Annotated in this window: 2 protein-coding genes and 1 pseudogene; 2 read left to right on the plus strand and 1 reads right to left on the minus strand. The window is 50.7% G+C overall.

What is annotated here, in order from left to right; genetic code table 11:
* The first annotated feature begins 121 nt into the window (after window positions 1-121).
* Both HGO23_RS00465 and HGO23_RS00470 read left to right on the plus strand, forming a co-directional pair.
* Window positions 122-760, plus strand: a complete 639-nt coding sequence (locus tag HGO23_RS00465; RefSeq protein ID WP_209027593.1) for a CatB-related O-acetyltransferase — start codon at window positions 122-124, stop codon at window positions 758-760.
* A gap of 923 nt (window positions 761-1,683) precedes the next feature.
* Window positions 1,684-17,304, plus strand: a pseudogene (locus HGO23_RS00470) (amino acid adenylation domain-containing protein); the annotation flags it as partial.
* 289 nt (window positions 17,305-17,593) lie between these two features.
* On the opposite strand, the gene HGO23_RS00475 reads toward HGO23_RS00470, so the two are convergent.
* Window positions 17,594-18,796, minus strand: coding sequence for a BaiN/RdsA family NAD(P)/FAD-dependent oxidoreductase (locus HGO23_RS00475; protein WP_099135454.1), 1,203 nt, complete (start codon window positions 18,794-18,796; stop codon window positions 17,594-17,596).
* Between the last annotated feature and the right edge of the window lie 2 nt (window positions 18,797-18,798).

Consider the following 18,798-nt stretch of genomic DNA (forward strand, 5'->3'; position numbering starts at 1 on the left):
ACAATGAATACCCCATTACTGAAACAACCTCGAATCACACAGAGTGATGTATTTTGAACGCGGATACATCACCATAGGCAGCGTTCTATGGTAATAATCAATTTTTAAGATGAGATTTACCATGCAGAAAAAACATTGGTCAACATATCAACTTCTTCATGATGTTATAAAAAATCCAAATATACATATTAAAGGTACTCATAGCTATTACAGCGATTGCTGGGACAATGGTTTTGAAGAATCTGTTGTCCGTTATTTACAAGGAGATGAAGGTAGCCGACATTGGGTCCCCAAATGGGATATAGACAAGCTATACATTGGTGACTATGTGTGTATTGGTGCTGAAGTGGTTATTTTAATGGGAGGAAACCATACACATCGTTCTGATTGGTTTTGCCTTTACCCTTTTTTGGAATTTATTGATGAAGCATATATTGGCAAAGGTGATACCTATATTCATGATGGTGTGTGGATAGGAATGCGGGCAATGATCATGCCAGGAGTCACAATTGGTGAAGGAGCTATCATTGCAGCAAACAGCGTTGTCACTCGTGATATTCCACCCTATAGCATTGTGGGAGGGAACCCTGCTAAACATATTAGATATCGTTTTGCTGAAGATGTTATTAATGAGCTTCTTGCTATGAAAATTTATGATTGGTCACCAGCCAAATTTGAAGCTATGAAGCGCTTTTTATGCGCTTCAGATATTGATGCATTGAAAAAAGCGGTTATGTTATATGATATGTTGAACTCGTGACCTCAAAATAATCGTATTATTTAGTTCAGACAGTTGCCAATTGGCAACTGTCTTTATGTTTTCCTTCCCAGCGAAGCTGGCAGGGGTTTATTGGAATAACCCCCAAACTTGTCAAGTTTGCTTTTCCGAATGGCATAATGACTTATTTATCTTCATGGTTAAGTTATTGCATTTCGTATCAGAACGGAAACAACCTCAAATTTGTCGGTTCTTCCACTGAGCTCCTGTCCGGGAGTTTTAGTATTTATTTGAAATTATTTTATTCCGGTATTAAATGTAGTTAGTGCTTAAATTTACATTAGTTGTGTAATCTGATTATTATAAAATAATATATAGTGAAGTTATTTTATGTTTTATATGGGTAAATATATGTGGATTTATTATAACATTATAATAATATTTTTATTTGGTTTTCCTTGTTCCCTGATTGTTATATTGGATTGATATTTATAGATAATTTTATATGAAATAATTTCAATTAAATATTAATACTAAATGGACAAAATACAGCAAGGATTTAGCTCTCATGCCAGTAGATATATTCAATAGATCCATTTTTATTTAGTTGTGGAATTCAGCGTCGATTAATAAAAATTGCGGTAGATCAAAGACGCTTATCTAAAAAAGGAAAAAAAAGAAAAAATGGAATACTTTCTTCCTGTTCACCAAATTAACCATTTATTCCATTGTCTGGAAAATTATTGCCACATAATTTTTTGTTGTGCAGTTATTAACCGGACTATGACATCCAGCACCTGAGAAAAAGTATTGCCTGAGTATCTTTCGATGCTCGGCGTGCCCGTTGTTATTTCTCCTAAAAATAAAAGAAAAACATTTGTGATGGTTTCTGGGAATAACAATTTTCAAATATCCAATAGATTCGTTGAGGTAGTAAGTAAATGAAAGACAGTATTACCAGCAAGGAAAATACCCTTAGAATGGGGTTGTTGGAAACCTGGAACGCCACGGAAATCCCATATCCTAACCATGTATGTATTCATCAGTTGTTTGAACAACAAGTAGAGAAAACCCCGGCTGCCGCAGCGTTAATCGCCGGGGATCAGACCCTGAGCTATGCGGAACTGAACGCCCGGGCCAACTGGCTGGCTTGTCAACTGATTGAACAGGGGATTTGTCTGGGTGACCATGTAGCGATCCTGTTAGAACGCTCTATTGAACTGGTGGTGGCTCAGTTGGCTATCCTTAAGGCTGGTGCGGTTTATGTTCCTGTCGATCCCAACGTACCGGATGAACGGAAAAACTGGTTGATAAATGATTGTGCTGCCAAATTACTGCTGACTGATATGCAGATGGAGATCCCGGCTGAATTGGTTGTCCCGCGGCTCCGTTTTACCCGTGAGACAGAACCGATCCGGGAAGAAGAGCATCGCAATCTTGATTTATTGGGTGCCAGCGCCGAGCCAGCGTATATCATGTACACCTCTGGTTCGACTGGTATACCAAAAGGGGTCATTGTGCCTCACCGGGCTGTTGTCCGGTTGGTTATCAATAATGGCTATGCTGACATCGAACCCAATGACCGGATTGCTTTCGCCGCTAATCCGGCTTTCGATGCCAGCACCTTTGAAGTTTGGGCGCCGTTGCTTAATGGTGCTGCGCTGGTGGTTATTGATCATACCACGTTACTGACGCCGCGGGATTTTGTCCGGGCGTTACAGGCGCATCGCATTACGGTTCTGTGGATGAGTGTCGGGCTGTTTAATCGGCTGGCGGTGGAGCTGTCCCCAGTGCTGTCTCAACTTAAAATATTGCTGGTCGGAGGAGATGTCCTCGATCCGCATGTCATTGCTCAAGTGCTGCGTAAGAGCCCGCCACAACAGTTATTGAATGCCTACGGCCCGAGTGAGGGAACCACGTTTACCACGACCTACCATATTGACGCGTTAACATCGGGTACGACTTCTATTCCTATTGGTCGACCCATTGCCAACACCCGAATTTATTTGCTGGATACTGACGGTCAGCCGGTGCCATTGGGGATGACCGGTGAGATTTATATCGGGGGTGACGGCGTGGCCTGCGGTTATCTCAATCGCCCTGAATTGACCGCTGAACGCTTTCTCACAGATCCATTTAGCAATAAACCGAATGCGCGTATGTACCAAACCGGAGATTTGGCCCGCTATCTGCCGGACGGCAATCTGGAATTCCTGGGCCGTAATGATCAGCAGGTGAAAATCCGCGGTTTCCGGATTGAACCGAGGGAAATTGAAGCCCGACTGGTGGAATATCCGGCGATATGTGGAGCTGTGGTGCTGGCGTTAGGGGAGGGGCAGGACAAACAACTGGTTGCCTATGTGTTGACCCAAGAGAATGAGGGATTGGCCGCCCGCCTGCGTGAACACCTGAGTGCGCGGTTGCCGGATTATATGGTGCCGGTGGCCTTTGTGCGTCTGGATGAATTTCCATTGACGTCGAATGGTAAATTGGATCGCCGGGCGTTGCCGACTCCGGGCGAGGATGCCTTCGCCCGTCAGGTTTATGAAGCGCCGCTAGGAGAAATGGAGATTATTCTGGCGATCCTTTGGCGTGAATTACTGGGTATTGAGCGTATTAGCCGACATGACAGTTTCTTTGCGTTGGGCGGTCATTCTTTGCTTGGCGTACGGATGATTGAACGCCTGCGCAATCTGGGATTGACACTGGCCGCCCGTAACCTGTTCCAGTGCCCGGTGCTGTCAGAACTGGCCCAGACATTGGAGCAACATCAGGTTGTAGCGATACCACCGAATGTTATTACGCCAGCGATCACCGCGCTGACGCCGGCAATGTTGCCGCTGATTGATCTGACCCAGTCGGAGATTGACCACATTGTTGAACAGGTGCCGGGCGGAATTACCAATATTCAGGATATCTATGCTTTGTCGCCGTTACAGGACGGTATCTTATTCCATCATCTGCTGGCGAAGGAAGCTGACCCCTATCTGCTGGCCTATCCGATGGTTTTTGCTGACCGGGCGCTGCTGGATCGCTATCTGGCGGCAGTGCAACAGGTGGTTGATCGCCATGATATCCTGCGGACCGCATTTATCTGGCAGGGTTTATCTGTACCGGCACAGGTGGTCTGGCGTCAAGCGCCTTTATCGGTCACTGAACTGACCCTGAACCCGGCTGACGGGCCAGTGGGTGAGCAATTGGCTCACCGTTTTGACCCACGTCAGTATCGTTTTGATCTGAGTCAGGCTCCGTTGTTACGTTTTGTAGTAGCACAAGAAGCAGTGGCGCAGGAAACTGATGGCCGCTGGCATGTGCTGCAATTGCAGCATCACCTGATTGGCGACCATACGACAATGGAAGTGATGCACCGTGAAGTGCAGGTCTGTCTTGCCGGACAGGATGACAACTTGCCAGTACCGACGCCTTTCCGCAATCTGGTGGCGCAGGCCCGGTTGAATGTCGATCAGGCAGAACATACCCGTTTCTTTACTAACATGCTGGCCGACGTGGATGAGCCGACGCTACCGTTTGGCCTAACTGAGGTGCATCGTGATGGTTCGCAGGTCACACAATCGCACCGGATGTTATCGCCGGAGTTAAACGACCGCCTTCGTCAGCAGGCAAAACGTCTGGGCGTCAGTGTGGCAACCTTGTGTCATCTGGCCTGGGCACAGGTGCTGTCACGAACCAGCGGGCAGAATAAAGTGGTGTTTGGCACGGTACTGTTCGGGCGCATGGCGGCGGGGGAAGGGGCTGACAGCGGCATGGGGCTGTTTATCAATACCTTACCGCTGCGGCTGGATTTGGATGATACCCCGGTACACGACAGTGTGCGGCTGGCACAGTCCCGGCTGGCCGGATTGCTGGATTATGAGCATGCTTCACTGGCGCTGGCTCAACGTTGTAGTGGGGTAGCGGGCGGCACGTCACTGTTTAGTGCCCTGTTGAACTACCGGCATAATGAGCAGCCGCTGATCCCACATGAAGTTGTACCGGGTATCGAATTTCTGGGTGAGCAGGAGCGAACCAACTATCCGTTTGTGCTGTCGGTAGAGGACGGGGGGTCTACTCTGGGACTGACTGCGCAGGTAGTACAGCCGTTTGAGCCGGATCGGGTATGCGGTTATATGCAACAGGCGCTGACAAGTCTGGCAGAAGCGCTGGAGCAGGCACCGGAAATGCCGATACGGGCACTGAACATTTTGTCTGAAACAGAGCGTGCATTATTGCTGGAAAGCTGGAACGCGACTGAAACACCGTATCCTGAACAGTTATGCATTCATCAGTTGATTGAACAACAGGTAGAAAAAACGCCTGACGCCACCGCGTTGGTGTATGAAGGACAAACCCTGAGCTATGCCGAATTGAATGCCGATGCCAATCGGCTGGCCCATCAATTGATTGCACTGGGAATCGCGCCGGATCAGCGGGTAGCGATCTGCATGGCAAACTCACCGGCACGGGTGGTGGGGGTGTTGGCGGTACTGAAAGCCGGTGGCGCCTATGTGCCGCTGGACCCGGCTTATCCGGGGGAACGTCTGGCGCATATCCTGAATGATGCGGCCCCCTCAATAATATTGGTTGATGAGACCGGACGGGTAGCGTTGGGCGAGGAGGCGCTTGCCGGGCTGACTTTGCTTGATCCGAACACCCGGCTTGATCCGAACACCTTGCCTAATCAGCCGGACAGCAACCCGCAGATAGCGGCGCTGACTTCCCGTCATCTGGCCTATGTGATTTACACCTCCGGTTCTACCGGCGTGCCCAAAGGGGTGATGGTTGAACATCGGGGGTTGGTCAATCTTATTCGGGATAAAATTGTCCAGTTTGGTATTCATTCCGGTAACCGGGTATTGCAGTTCGCTTCATTTGGTTTCGATGCCAGTGTCTGGGAAACCATGATGGCGCTGACCGGTGGAGCCAGTTTGGTCATTCCGGCCGACACGGTTCGTCAGGATCCGCACCGCCTCTGGCATTATCTGGAAGAGCAGGCGGTGACGCATGCTTGTTTGACTCCGGCTCTGCTACGGGATGGGGCTGATTTACCGGCGCTGACGATAAAGCCGACCGTGATACTGGGCGGTGAAGCGCCCAGCCCGGTGCTACTCCAGACATTGAGCCGTCAGGCCACACTGTTCAATGCCTATGGCCCGACAGAAATTACCGTGTGTGCCACTCACTGGCGTTGTCCGTGCTATATCGATACGGACTATACCGATGTGTTGGCACCTATTGGGCGTCCGACGGCGAATACCCGAGTTTATCTGCTGGATGACTACGGTCAGCCAGTGCCATTGGGGGCAGTAGGGGAGCTATATATCGGTGGTGTCGGTGTGGCACGTGGCTATCTTAATCTCCCTGACCTGACTGACGAACGTTTCCTGGCTGACCCGTTTAGTGATGCAATTGATGCGAGAATGTATCGCACCGGGGATTTGGCCCGTTATTTGCCGGATGGCAATCTGGTGTTTGTTGGCCGTAATGACCAGCAGATTAAAATCCGTGGATTCCGGATTGAGCCGGGGGAAATCGAAGCCCGGCTGACAGAATATCCTGCGGTGTGCGAAGCGTGGGTGCTGGCGCTGGGTGATGGGCAGGACAAACGTCTGGTTGCCTATGTCGTGGCGGAAGAAGATAGCGGATTAGCTGCCTGTTTGCGTGAACATCTGAGTGCTATTTTGCCTGATTATATGGTGCCAGCGGCTTTTGTGCGTCTGGACGCCTTCCCGCTGACGCCAAACGGCAAACTGGATCGGCGGGCGTTGCCGATGCCGGAGCAGAATGCCTTTGCCTGTCAGGTTTACGCAGCACCACAAGGGGAGACAGAAACTACATTGGCGGCTATCTGGAGTGAATTATTAGGCATTGAGCAGATCAGCCGGTATGACAACTTCTTTGCGTTGGGTGGTCATTCACTGTTGGCGGTACGGGTCATGAATCGTATCGCCGCTTTCGGTGTTGAACTGCCGCTAGGTGCCTTATTTACGTCACCGTCACTCGCGGCCTTTGCGGAGAAGATCAGCGCCCAGCGCAATGAGGGAAGGGATAGATTGTCTGAGATTATTCCCGTATCCCGTGATAATGCTTTACCGTTGTCATTCGCTCAACAGCGTTTGTGGTTCCTGGCGCAGTTTGATGGTGTCAGTGATACCTATCATATTCCGCTGGCACTGCACTTGCGTGGTAAGCTTAATATTACCGCCTGGCAGCAGGCGCTGAATCGTCTGTTTGCCCGCCACGAAGCGCTACGTTCAGTCTTTATTATGGCTGACGGTCAGCCTCAGGTTGAACTATTACCGGCGGAGTTTGTTCTGTCGGTGAAGCAATACGATCTGCGTAACACGCCTGAAATGGATGAGCAACTTAAGCTTTTGTGCGTACAGGAAACAGAAACACCGTTTGATCTTGCCCGTGGTCCCTTAATCCGTTGCGCGCTGATACAACGGGCCGATGAGGATTACGTCTTCTTGCTGACTCAGCATCACATTGTGTCTGATGGTTGGTCTTTAGGGATATTGAAATCAGAACTGAGCGCCCTTTATTCGGCTTGCTTGAATGAACAGCCTGATCCCTTGCCCGCGCTGGTTATTCAATATCCTGATTATGCCGCTTGGCAGCGTAAAGTATTCTCTGGTGAAGGGTTACAGGCGCAGAGTGATTACTGGAGCCGCACGCTGGCCGATGCCCCGGTACTGCTGGAATTGCCAACAGATCGGCCCCGTCCATCTCGGCAATCATTTATCGGCGGCCGGATACCTGTGCAGATTGATGCCACGTTAGTACAGGCCCTGAAACAGCTCGGACAACAACACGGCACCACATTATTTATGACATTGCTGACCGCCTGGGCGGCATTATTGTCGCGTCTGTCCGGGCAGGATGATCTGTTGATCGGCATACCGAGCGCTAACCGCAACCGGCGGGAGCTAGAGCCGTTGATCGGATTCTTTGTCAATACCCTGGCATTGCGCATTGATTTGTCCGGTACACCAGATATGGTCACACTGCTCCAGCGTGTGCGGCAGACGATACTGGGCGCACAAGAGCATCAGGATCTGCCTTTCGAGCAGGTGGTTGAGATCGTACAACCGCCCCGCAGACCGGAATATACCCCGTTATTCCAGGTGATGTTTGCCTGGCAGGAGAGTGATACAGAAGAGTGGCAACTACCGGGATTAGCGGTGACGCCAGTCGTACAGGGATACGATATCGCTAAATTCGATCTGCAACTGGAATTGACGGAGAAGGCGGGTGAGGTTGTTGGGGAACTGAATTATTCTTCTGCCCTGTTCGACCCTGAAACGATTGAAAGACAGGTCGGCTATTTGCAAATCCTATTGCGGGCGATGGTGAACCATCCTCAACAATCAGTCACGATTGTGGATATTTTGTCATCCACTGAGCGAACATTATTGCTGGAAACCTGGAATGCTATCGTAGCGCCATATCCTGAACAGTTGTGTGTTCATCAGTTGGTTGAACAACAGGTAGAGAGAACCCCGGACGCCATAGCGGTAAAGTATGAAAACCAGACGCTCAACTATGCTGAATTGAATGCTCGCGCCAACCGATTAGCACATCAACTGATTGCATTAGGTGTAATACCAGACCAACCGGTAGCTATTTGTGTGACGCGATCACTGGAGAGAATAGTGGGATTGCTGGCGGTGTTGAAAGCGGGCGGGGCTTATGTGCCATTAGACCCTGCTTATCCGAGTGAACGTCTGGCTTATCTGCTCACTGATGCTGCGCCAACTATTTTGCTGGCGGATAATATTGGGCGGGCGGCACTGGGTGAAGAAGTACTGAAGACGCTAACTGTACTCGATCCACATGCCCTGCCAGATCAGCCGGACACCGATCAACCAGACCATAATCCGCAGGTCCCTGATCTCACCTCACGGCATCTGGCATATGTGATCTACACTTCCGGATCTACCGGCAGACCGAAGGGGGTGATGATTGAACATCATAGTGTGGTTAACCTGACGCTGGAACAAATTGCCCAGTTTGATGTTGGTGTAACCAGCCGGATATTGCAGTTTGCCTCATTTGGCTTCGATGCCAGCGTCTGGGAAATCATGATGGCGTTGAGCAGTGGGGCTATGCTGGTTATTCCGACGGAAACCATTCGGCAAGACCCTTACCGTCTCTGGCATTTTCTGGAAGAGCAATCGGTGACGCACGCTTGTTTGACACCCGCCATGTTCCACAATGGCGACGGTTTGCCGGAGATAGCCATAAGACCTACATTAATGTTCGCAGGAGAAGCGCCGGCTACCGCCTTGTTTCAGACATTGTGCAGCCGGGTGGATTTGTTCAACGCTTATGGCCCGACGGAAATCACCGTTTGCGCCACCGCTTGGAACTGCCCGTCAGATTATACAGGGGGATTAATTCCCATCGGTAGACCGACCGTTAACAAACGTGTCTATCTGTTGGACAAACATGGTCAACCAGTGCCGCTGGGCGCAGTAGGTGAGTTATATATTGGTGGTGTGGGTGTGGCCCGTGGCTATCTCAATCGTCCTGAGCTCACTGCCGAACGTTTCCTGACGGATCCGTTTAGTGATGACGCCGATGCCCGGATGTATCGCACCGGGGATTTAGCCCGTTACCTGCCGGATGGCAATCTGGTGTTTGTCGGTCGTAATGACCAGCAAGTTAAAATCCGTGGTTTCCGTATCGAGCCGGGGGAAATCGAGGCGCACCTGACCGAATATCCGGCGGTGAGTGAAGCGTTGGTACTGGCGTTGGGTGACGGTCAGGATAAGCGTTTAGTTGCCTATGTAGTAGCAAATAATCTAGTGGCAAATGATGTAGTGGCAGAAGCGGATAACGGGCTGGCCGCCAGTCTGCGTGAATATCTGAGTGCTATTTTACCGGATTATATGGTTCCGGCAGCTTTTGTGCGTCTGAATGAATTCCCATTGACACCGAACGGTAAATTGGATCATCGGGCGTTGCCAGCGCCTGATCAACATGCTTTTGCCCGTCAGGTTTACGAAGCGCCGCAAGGGGAAATTGAGAGCGCACTCGCCACTATCTGGAGTGAATTGCTGGAGGTTGAGCAAATTAGCCGGCACGACAGTTTCTTTGCACTGGGTGGTCATTCGCTGCTTGCTGTGCGGATGATTGAACGTTTGCGGTGTATGGGGCTGGGCGTATCGGTCCAAACGCTATTCGAGCATCCGACACTTAGTGTTTTGGCCCAGTCTCTGGCTCAACATTGTGAAGTCAGAGTACCTGACAACTGCATTACACCGGATATTATTACGCTGACGCCAGAAATGTTGCCGTTGATTAATCTGACTCAGCCTGAAATTGACCACATCGTTGAACAAATTTCGGGCGGGATTGCCAACATTCAGGATATCTATGCCCTGTCACCGCTACAGGATGGCATTCTATTCCACCATTTGTTGGCAAACGAAGGCGATCCTTATCTGCTGATAACCCAACAGGCTTTTGTGGATCGGTCTTTGCTGGATCGTTATCTGGCCGCGGTACAACAGGTGGTTGACCGCCATGATATTCTGCGTACCGCTTTTATCTGGGAGGGATTATCAGCTCCGGCTCAGGTGGTTTGTCGTCAAGTTCCCTTATTCATCACAGAATTGGCACTCAATCCAGCTGACGGATCGATCAGTGACCAACTGACCCAACGCTTTGATCCACGCCAGCATCGTATTGACCTGAGTAAAGCCCCGTTGTTGCGCTTTGTCATTGCTCAGGATACCGATGGCCGCTGGATCCTGCTGCAACTGTTGCATCACCTGATTGGCGACCATACCACGCTGGAAGTGATGAACAGAGAAGTGCAGGCCTATCTTACCGGACGGGGAGACAGCTTGCCTGCTCCGATACCTTTTCGTACTTTGGTGGCCCAGGCTCAACTGGGAATCAGTCAGGAAGAACATACCCGTTTCTTTACCGATATGCTGGCGGCGGTGGATGAGCCGACGTTGCCGTTCGGATTGACGGAAGTACACCATGACGGCTCGCAGGTAACGGAATCGCACAGAATGCTGACACCTGCACTGAATAACCGTCTGCGTAATCAGGCCCGGCGTTTGGGCGTCAGTGTGGCGGCGCTGTGTCATTTGGCGTGGGCGCAAGTGTTATCGCGTACCAGTGGTCAGAAGCACGTGGTGTTTGGCACGGTACTGTTTGGACGTATGCAGGCTGGCGAAGGCGCCAATAATGGCATGGGACTGTTTATTAATACCCTGCCGTTACGGTTGGATATGGATGAAACCCCGGTACGGGAGAGTGTACAGATCGCCCATAGCCGATTGGCGGGGTTATTAGCGCATGAACATACATCACTGGCGCTGGCTCAACGTTGCAGCGGGGTAGCCAGTGGGACACCGCTGTTCAATGCGCTGTTGAATTACCGACATAATACCCAGCCGGTCACGCCGGATGAAATCATCAGTGGAATTGAATTTCTTGGGGCACAGGAGCGGACCAACTACCCGTTTGTGTTGTCGGTAGAAGATGGTGGTTCCAATTTGGGGCTGACTGCTCAGGTAGTACAACCCTTTGATCCGGAAAGGATATGCGGTTATATGCAGCAGGCTCTGGAAAGCCTGGCAGAGGTGCTTGAGCAGGCGCCGGAAACGCCGATACAGATGTTGGAAATTCTGCCGGAAACGGAGCGTGCATTGTTGCTGAAAACCTGGAATGCGCCCGAAATATCTTATCCTGACCAACTGTGCATTCATCAACTGTTTGAACAACAGGTAGAGAATGCCCCAGACGCCATAGCGTTGGTATATGAAAACCAATCCATTAGCTATGCGGAATTGAATATCCGTGCTAACTGGCTGGCGCATCAGCTTATTGCGCTGGATGTCGTGCCGGATCAACGGGTGGCGATTTGCGTGGCAAGTTCACCGGCGCGGATCGTGGGGCTGTTGGCAATATTGAAAGCGGGTGGTGCCTACGTGCCGCTGGATCCCGCTTATCCGGGTGAGCGTCTGATTCATATTTTGACCGATGCTGCACCGGCTATTTTGTTGGCAGATAATACCGGGCGTGCCGCACTGGGTGAAGAAGTACTGGCGAAATTAACCGTACTTGACCCGAATACCCTGCCTGATCAGCCGGATACCGATCAACCAGATAATAACCCACAAATCGCGGTATTGACCTCCTGTCATCTGGCTTATGTGATTTACACCTCCGGCTCGACGGGTATGCCGAAAGGGGTGATGGTTGAACATTGCGGGCTGGTCAATCTTATCCGGGATAAAATCGCCCAGTTCGTCATTCATTCCCATAGCCGGATGTTGCAATTTGCTTCATTTGGTTTCGATGCCAGTGTCTGGGAAATTATGATGACATTAGGCAGTGGCGCCAGCCTGGTTATTCCTGACGATGCGGTTCGTCAGGATCCGCGCCGCCTCTGGCATTATCTGGAAGAGCAAGCGGTGACGCATGCTTGTTTGACTCCGGCCCTGCTGCGCGATGGTGCAGATTTACCGACGATGACCATCAAACCAACATTAATACTGGGTGGTGAGGCTCCCAGTGTGGCCTTGCTTCAGGCACTGCGTGGCCGGGCAATGGTATTCAATGCCTATGGCCCGACAGAAATCACCGTTTGTGCCACCGTCTGGCGTTGTCCATCAGACTATCAGGGTGGATTCATTCCTATTGGACGTCCGACGGCTAACACCCGTATTTATCTGCTGGATGCCCTCAGTCAGCCGGTGCCTTTGGGAGCAGTGGGTGAACTGTATATTGGGGGGACCGGTGTTGCACGTGGTTATCTCAATCGTCCTGAACTGACCAGAGAACGTTTTTTGGCTGATCCGTTTAGTGATGACACTGATGCCCGGATGTATCGCACCGGGGATTTGGTTCGCTACCTGCCGGACGGCAATCTGGTATTTGTTGGTCGTAATGACCAGCAGATTAAAATCCGTGGTTTTCGGATTGAACCGGGGGAAATTGAAGCTCGGCTGACAGAACATGCCGCGGTACGTGAAGCACAGGTATTGGCACTGGGTGATGGGCAAGACAAACGTCTGGTTGCCTATGTAGTGGTAGAAACGGTGGTGGTAGAAACGGTAGCGGCAGAAGCGGATGACGGACTGGTTAACCGTCTGCGTGAACATCTGAGCGCGTCATTGCCTGACTACATGATACCGGCGGCCTTTGTCCGTCTGGATGTCTTCCCGCTGACCCCTAACGGTAAACTGGATCGCCGGGCGTTACCGGTGCCGGGGAAGGAAGCCTTTGTGCGCCAGACTTACGCGGCGCCACAAGGGGAAATGGAAACCGCACTCGCCGCTATTTGGCATGACTTACTGGGCGTCGAGCAGATAAGCCGGTATGACAGCTTTTTTGCATTAGGCGGTCATTCATTGCTCGCGGTACGCATGGTCGAACGTTTGCGTAACTTGGGTTTAACGCTGGCAGTACGTGACCTGTTCCAGTCTCCTGTACTGTCTGAACTGGCTCAAACCTTGAAACTGAATCAGGGCGAAGGTGTGCCTGCCAACGTTATTACACCAGCAACGACGGCGTTGACACCGGAAATGTTACCGTTGATTGACCTCACTCAGCCTGAGATTGATCACATCATCGAACAAATACCGGGCGGGATTACCAATATTCAGGATATCTATGCGTTGTCGCCGTTACAGGACGGTATTCTGTTCCACCATCTATTGGCAAATGAAGGCGACCCATATTTGCTGGCTGGTCAGATGGCTTTTGCGGATCGGCTTTTGTTGGACCGTTATCTGGCTGCGGTTCAACAGGTCATTGACCGCCATGACATCCTGCGTACCGCTTTTATCTGGGAAGGATTATCTGTTCCTGCTCAGGTGGTTTGCCGTCAAGTGCGATTGTCGGTGACTGAATTGACACTGGATCCCGCTGACGGGCCAGTCAGTGACCAGTTAGCTCAATATTTTGATCCGCGCCGACATCGTATTGATTTAGGACAGGCGCCGTTGCTGCGCTTTGTCGTGGCACCGGAGACCGATGGTCGCTGGATTGTACTGCAACTGATGCATCATCTGATTGGTGACCATACCGCGTTGGATGTGATGAGCAACGAAGTTCAGGCCTATCTTGACGGACAGGAAAACGTTCTACCTGAAAACAACCTGCCTGCACCGACACCTTTCCGCAATCTGGTGGCGCAGGCCCGGCTGGGGGTAAGTCAGGAGCAGCATGTTCGCTTCTTTACCGACATGTTGGCTGAGGTGGATGAGCCTACGTTGCCGTTCGGATTGACAGAGGTTCATCATGATGGCTCGCAAATTACAGAATCGCACCGGATGTTGACCGCAGAGCTGAATGACCGCTTACGCGGCCAGGCCCGGCGTCTGGGCGTTAGCCTGGCCGCCTTGTGTCATCTGGCCTGGGCGCAGGTGTTGTCACGTACCAGCGGACAGGAACAAGTGGTATTCGGCACGGTATTGTTCGGACGCATGGCAGCCGGTGAAGGTGCAGACAATGGTATGGGACTGTTTATCAATACGTTGCCGCTACGACTGGATATGGATAATACCCCGGTACAGGACAGTGTACAGGTGGCACATCGCTGGCTGGCGGGATTGTTGACACATGAACATGCGTCACTGGCGCTGGCTCAACGTTGCAGTGGGGTGCATGGTGGAACCCCACTGTTCAGTACCTTGCTGAACTACCGACACAACGCATTGCCGACGGCTTCAAATGAAATCATGGACGGTGTTGAATTCCTTGGTGCACAGGAGCGGACCAACTATCCGTTTACGCTATCAGTGGAAGATTTTGGTGAAGCACTGGGTTTAACCGCGCAAATTGTCCAGCCATTTGATCCGGAGCGGGTATCTGGTTATATGCAACAGGCACTGGAAAGTTTGGTGGAGGCACTGGAACAGACCCCGGAAACGCCGGTGCGGATGCTGGAAATCCTGCCTGAGACAGAAAAGAATTTGCTGCTGAAAATCTGGAACGCAACTGAAACAGCGTATCCTGACCAACTGTGCATTCATCAACTGTTTGAACAACAAGTGGGGAAAAACCCTGATGCCATGGCGTTGATATATGAAGAGCAAGCCTTCAGTTATGCGGAGCTGAACGGCTGTGCTAACCGGCTGGCTCATCAATTAATTGAACTGGGTGTGCAGCCTGATCAACGGGTGGCGATTTGTGTGAAGCGTTCACCATCAAGGATAGTGGGGCTGTTGGCAGTACTGAAAGCGGGGGGCGCCTACGTACCACTGGACCCCGCCTATCCGGGGGATCGTTTAGCTTATATGCTGAATGATGCCGCCCCGTTGGTGGTACTGGCGGATAATACCGGGCGTGCGGCACTGGGTGAAGAAGCGCTGGCGAAATTAACTGTACTTGACCCGAATACCCTGCCTGACCAGTCGGACAACAACCCGCAGATTCCTGCGTTAACTTCACGGCATCTAGCCTATGTGATTTATACTTCCGGCTCGACCGGAATGCCGAAAGGGGTGATGGTTGAACATCGTGGGTTGGTCAACCTTATCCGGGATAAAATCAGCCAGTTTGATATTCATTCCCATAGCCGGATGTTGCAATTCGCCTCATTTGGTTTCGATGCCAGCGTCTGGGAAATCATGATGGCATTGTGTGGTGGTGCCACTCTGGATATTCCTGCCGACACAGTTCGTCAGGATCCGCTCCGCCTTTGGCATTATCTGAAAGAACAGGCGGTGACTCATGCCTGCCTGACACCCGCTCTGCTGCGGGATGGTGCGGATTTACCGGAGATAAACATAAGACCAACATTGATACTGGGCGGAGAGGCTCCCAGTGCGGCGTTACTCCAGGCTCTGCGTGGACGGGCTACGCTGTTCAATGCTTATGGCCCGACAGAAATCACGGTATGTGCCACCACCTGGCGTTGTCCGGTAGATTATATTGATACATTAATTCCTATCGGACGTCCGACGGCCAACACTTGTATTTATCTGCTGGATGCCTGCGGTCAGCCGGTTCCAGTGGGAGCAGTAGGAGAATTGTATATTGGTGGTGACGGTGTAGCGCGCGGCTATCTCAACCGTCCTGAGCTGACCGCTGAACGTTTCCTGGCTGATCCGTTTAGTCAGACACCGGATGCACGGATGTACCGAACCGGGGATTTGGCCCGCTACTTGTCGGATGGTAACCTGATATTTGTTGGTCGTAACGACCAGCAAGTTAAAATCCGGGGATTCCGCATTGAACCGGGTGAGATCGAAGCCCGGCTGACAGAGTACCCGGCGGTGCGGGAAGCGATCGTACTGGCTCTGGGTGAAGGGCAGGATAAACGTCTGGTGGCTTATGTGGTAGCGCCAGCGGATGATGGATTGGTTACCTGTTTGTACAGCCATCTGAGAGCACGGTTGCCCGACTACATGATACCAGCGGCTTTTGTACGTCTGGACGCATTCCCGCTGACCCCTAACGGTAAGCTAGATCGTCGGGCACTGCCGGAGCCTGATCAGAATGCCTTTGCTCATCAAGCCTATGAAGCGCCACAGGGGGAGGTTGAGATCGCATTGGCTGCTATCTGGCGTGAATTGCTGGAGGTTGAGCAAATAGGCCGGTATGACAATTTCTTTGCGTTGGGTGGACACTCACTGCTTGCTATGCGGATGATAAACCTTGCCGCAGGTCGTGGTTTGATGTGTACATTGAATAACCTATTTCAATTCCCGGTGCTGGCTGAACTGGTAGCAAAAATCACATTAGATCCACTGCCTCAGCCGCAAAACAGTGCGATACCTGTGCGGCCATCCGGGATGGAACCACCGCTATTCTTTGTGCCCAGTGGCATGGATGATTACTCCTATGTATTTGGATTGGCTCAACATATTCAGTCAGACTATCCGATTTATGCCTTGCCCTGGCCGTCCATCAATGAAGAGCAGGTATCGACTATTGAAGCGTTGGCCACCAAAATGATCACCTTTATGAAGGCGGTTCAACCGGAAGGCCGATACCGGATCTACGGTTACTCTTCTGGTGGTGTACTGGCTTATGCCATTGCCCAGCAACTTTTGAACGCCGGTGAGACCGTTGATTTCCTGGGTTTGATTGATACGCCTGCCCCTCACTGCTTCAAGCAGCAGGTCATTCAACCAAAACTCCAGTTTCTTGCTGAACTGGCAAAACAGTCGGGCGGGGAACATGAAGAGGAGATTGCGGTATTGCATCAGAGAATCGATAAACTGAATTTGGTGCAATTTATTGCCGCGGCGCAAGAACTGGAACTGTACCCGGCCAACCTGCGTCCTGACTTGATCGCAAAACGTTGGGAACAGATGGGAAATTATGTGCAAATGGTTAAAGAATATGAACCACAAGCCCTGGCGATAACACTCCATCAGTTCTATGCGATAGAATCTTATCCGCAGATCCCTTTCGTTACGGAAGCTACATTACCCTCCTTGAGTATGGAACCGTCGTTAGGCTGGAAACAGGTCGTGCCTGATTCTTCGCTCCAGCTAACATCTGTACCGGGCGACCACTTTAGCCTGATGGAGGATAGTGAAAATAAAACCATTTTGGCTAAAACCTTAAGTATGGCGTTGGCAATGAATTGTGAAGCCGAGGCGGTGTAATGTCAGTGATATTGCAGGAATAGCAAGCGATTATTGACGGCGATATTGTCCGGCTAAAGATGTTTATAATGGCCGGACATCTCTTCCCAAATAGAACTAAGGTAAAGAACCCGCCAATTTGCGCTTATCGTTAAACCGATAAAATGTACGACGCCGATGTGTCAGTGGCGCTGAATCGAAGGTCACAGACGCGGTTCTGGAACAAGTCCCGGATTGGCAAAATCGCCATCTGGGATGGACTCTATCCAACGAAATAGATTACGCTAAATTTTTTATATTTATCAATGCATTATTGTCTTTCCATACATGATAAAGCCTGCGCACAAGCCCATGCAGAACTCCATGCCCATTGGAAGTTATACCCGCCAAGCCAGCCGGTAACATCAACAACTTCGCCAATAAAATACAATCCTTTGACCTTGTGGGATCCCATTGTTTTCGATGACAGCTCATTGGTGTCCACACCGCCAAGAGTAACTTCCGCCGTACGATATCCTTCCGTACCATTTGGTTGTACTTGCCAACATTGCAGGGTAGTGATCAGCTCTTTTTTCTGTGTCAGGTTAAGTTGTTTCAGAGAGAGTTCCGGTAGTTGACCAAGAGACTGCAAACATTCCACCAGACGTTTGGGTAGCAGTTTGGCAAGAGTATTTTTCAAACTTTGGTTAGGATGGGATTCTCGCTCCTTATCGAGGAAGATATCTAAGTCTGTATCAGGAAGTAAGTTAATACTCACGTACTCACCGGGCTGCCAATAACTGGAGATCTGTAAAATCGCGGGACCGGAAAGTCCGCGATGGGTAAACAGGATATTTTCTCTGAACACGGTGCCATCTTTCGCGGTGACAACCGAAGGAACCGCAACACCGGAGAGGGTTTGCAGTTGTTCCAGCAATGGTTTATGCAAGGTAAAGGGCACTAATGCCGCACGGGTCGGCAGGATATTAAGACCGAACTGTTCCGCGATGCGATAACCTAAAGGAGAAGCTCCCAATCCGGGCATGGATAGTCCACCAGATGCGACAACAAGTGAGTGCGTACTTACTTTTTTCCCCGATACGAAAACCTCAAATTCCTGTTCATGTTTCTCGATTTGTGTCACTTCGCTGCGTAGCCGGATTGTCACCTGACCTGCTTCACACTCCTGCAAAAGCAGATCGACAATTTGTTGGGCAGAGTCGTCACAAAAAAGCTGTCCTAACGTTTTTTCGTGATAGGCAATTCTATAACGTTGTACCAAGTCAATAAAATCCCACTGTGTATAGCGAGCAAGTGCTGACTTACAAAAATGTGGATTGGCAGAAAGATAGGCAGCAGGTTCAGTATACATATTGGTGAAGTTACAGCGCCCGCCTCCGGACATCAAAATTTTACGGCCTGCTTTTTTACCGTTATCCAGCACCAGAACGTTCAATCCTGCCTGCCCTGCTTGTGCAGCACAAAACAAGCCAGCCGCGCCAGCACCAATAATCACTACATCAAATTTTTCCATTA

The organism is Xenorhabdus budapestensis, from assembly GCF_017743015.1.
In the GTDB taxonomy this organism is placed as follows: domain Bacteria; phylum Pseudomonadota; class Gammaproteobacteria; order Enterobacterales; family Enterobacteriaceae; genus Xenorhabdus; species Xenorhabdus budapestensis.

What these genes read in the sequence shown, in the direction of transcription:
- HGO23_RS00465 (WP_209027593.1), top strand. Translation starts at nt 122, where the DNA reads ATGCAGAAAAAACATTGGTCAACATATCAACTTCTTCATGATGTTATA.
- HGO23_RS00475 (WP_099135454.1), bottom strand. Translation starts at nt 18,796, where the DNA reads ATGGAAAAATTTGATGTAGTGATTATTGGTGCTGGCGCGGCTGGCTTG.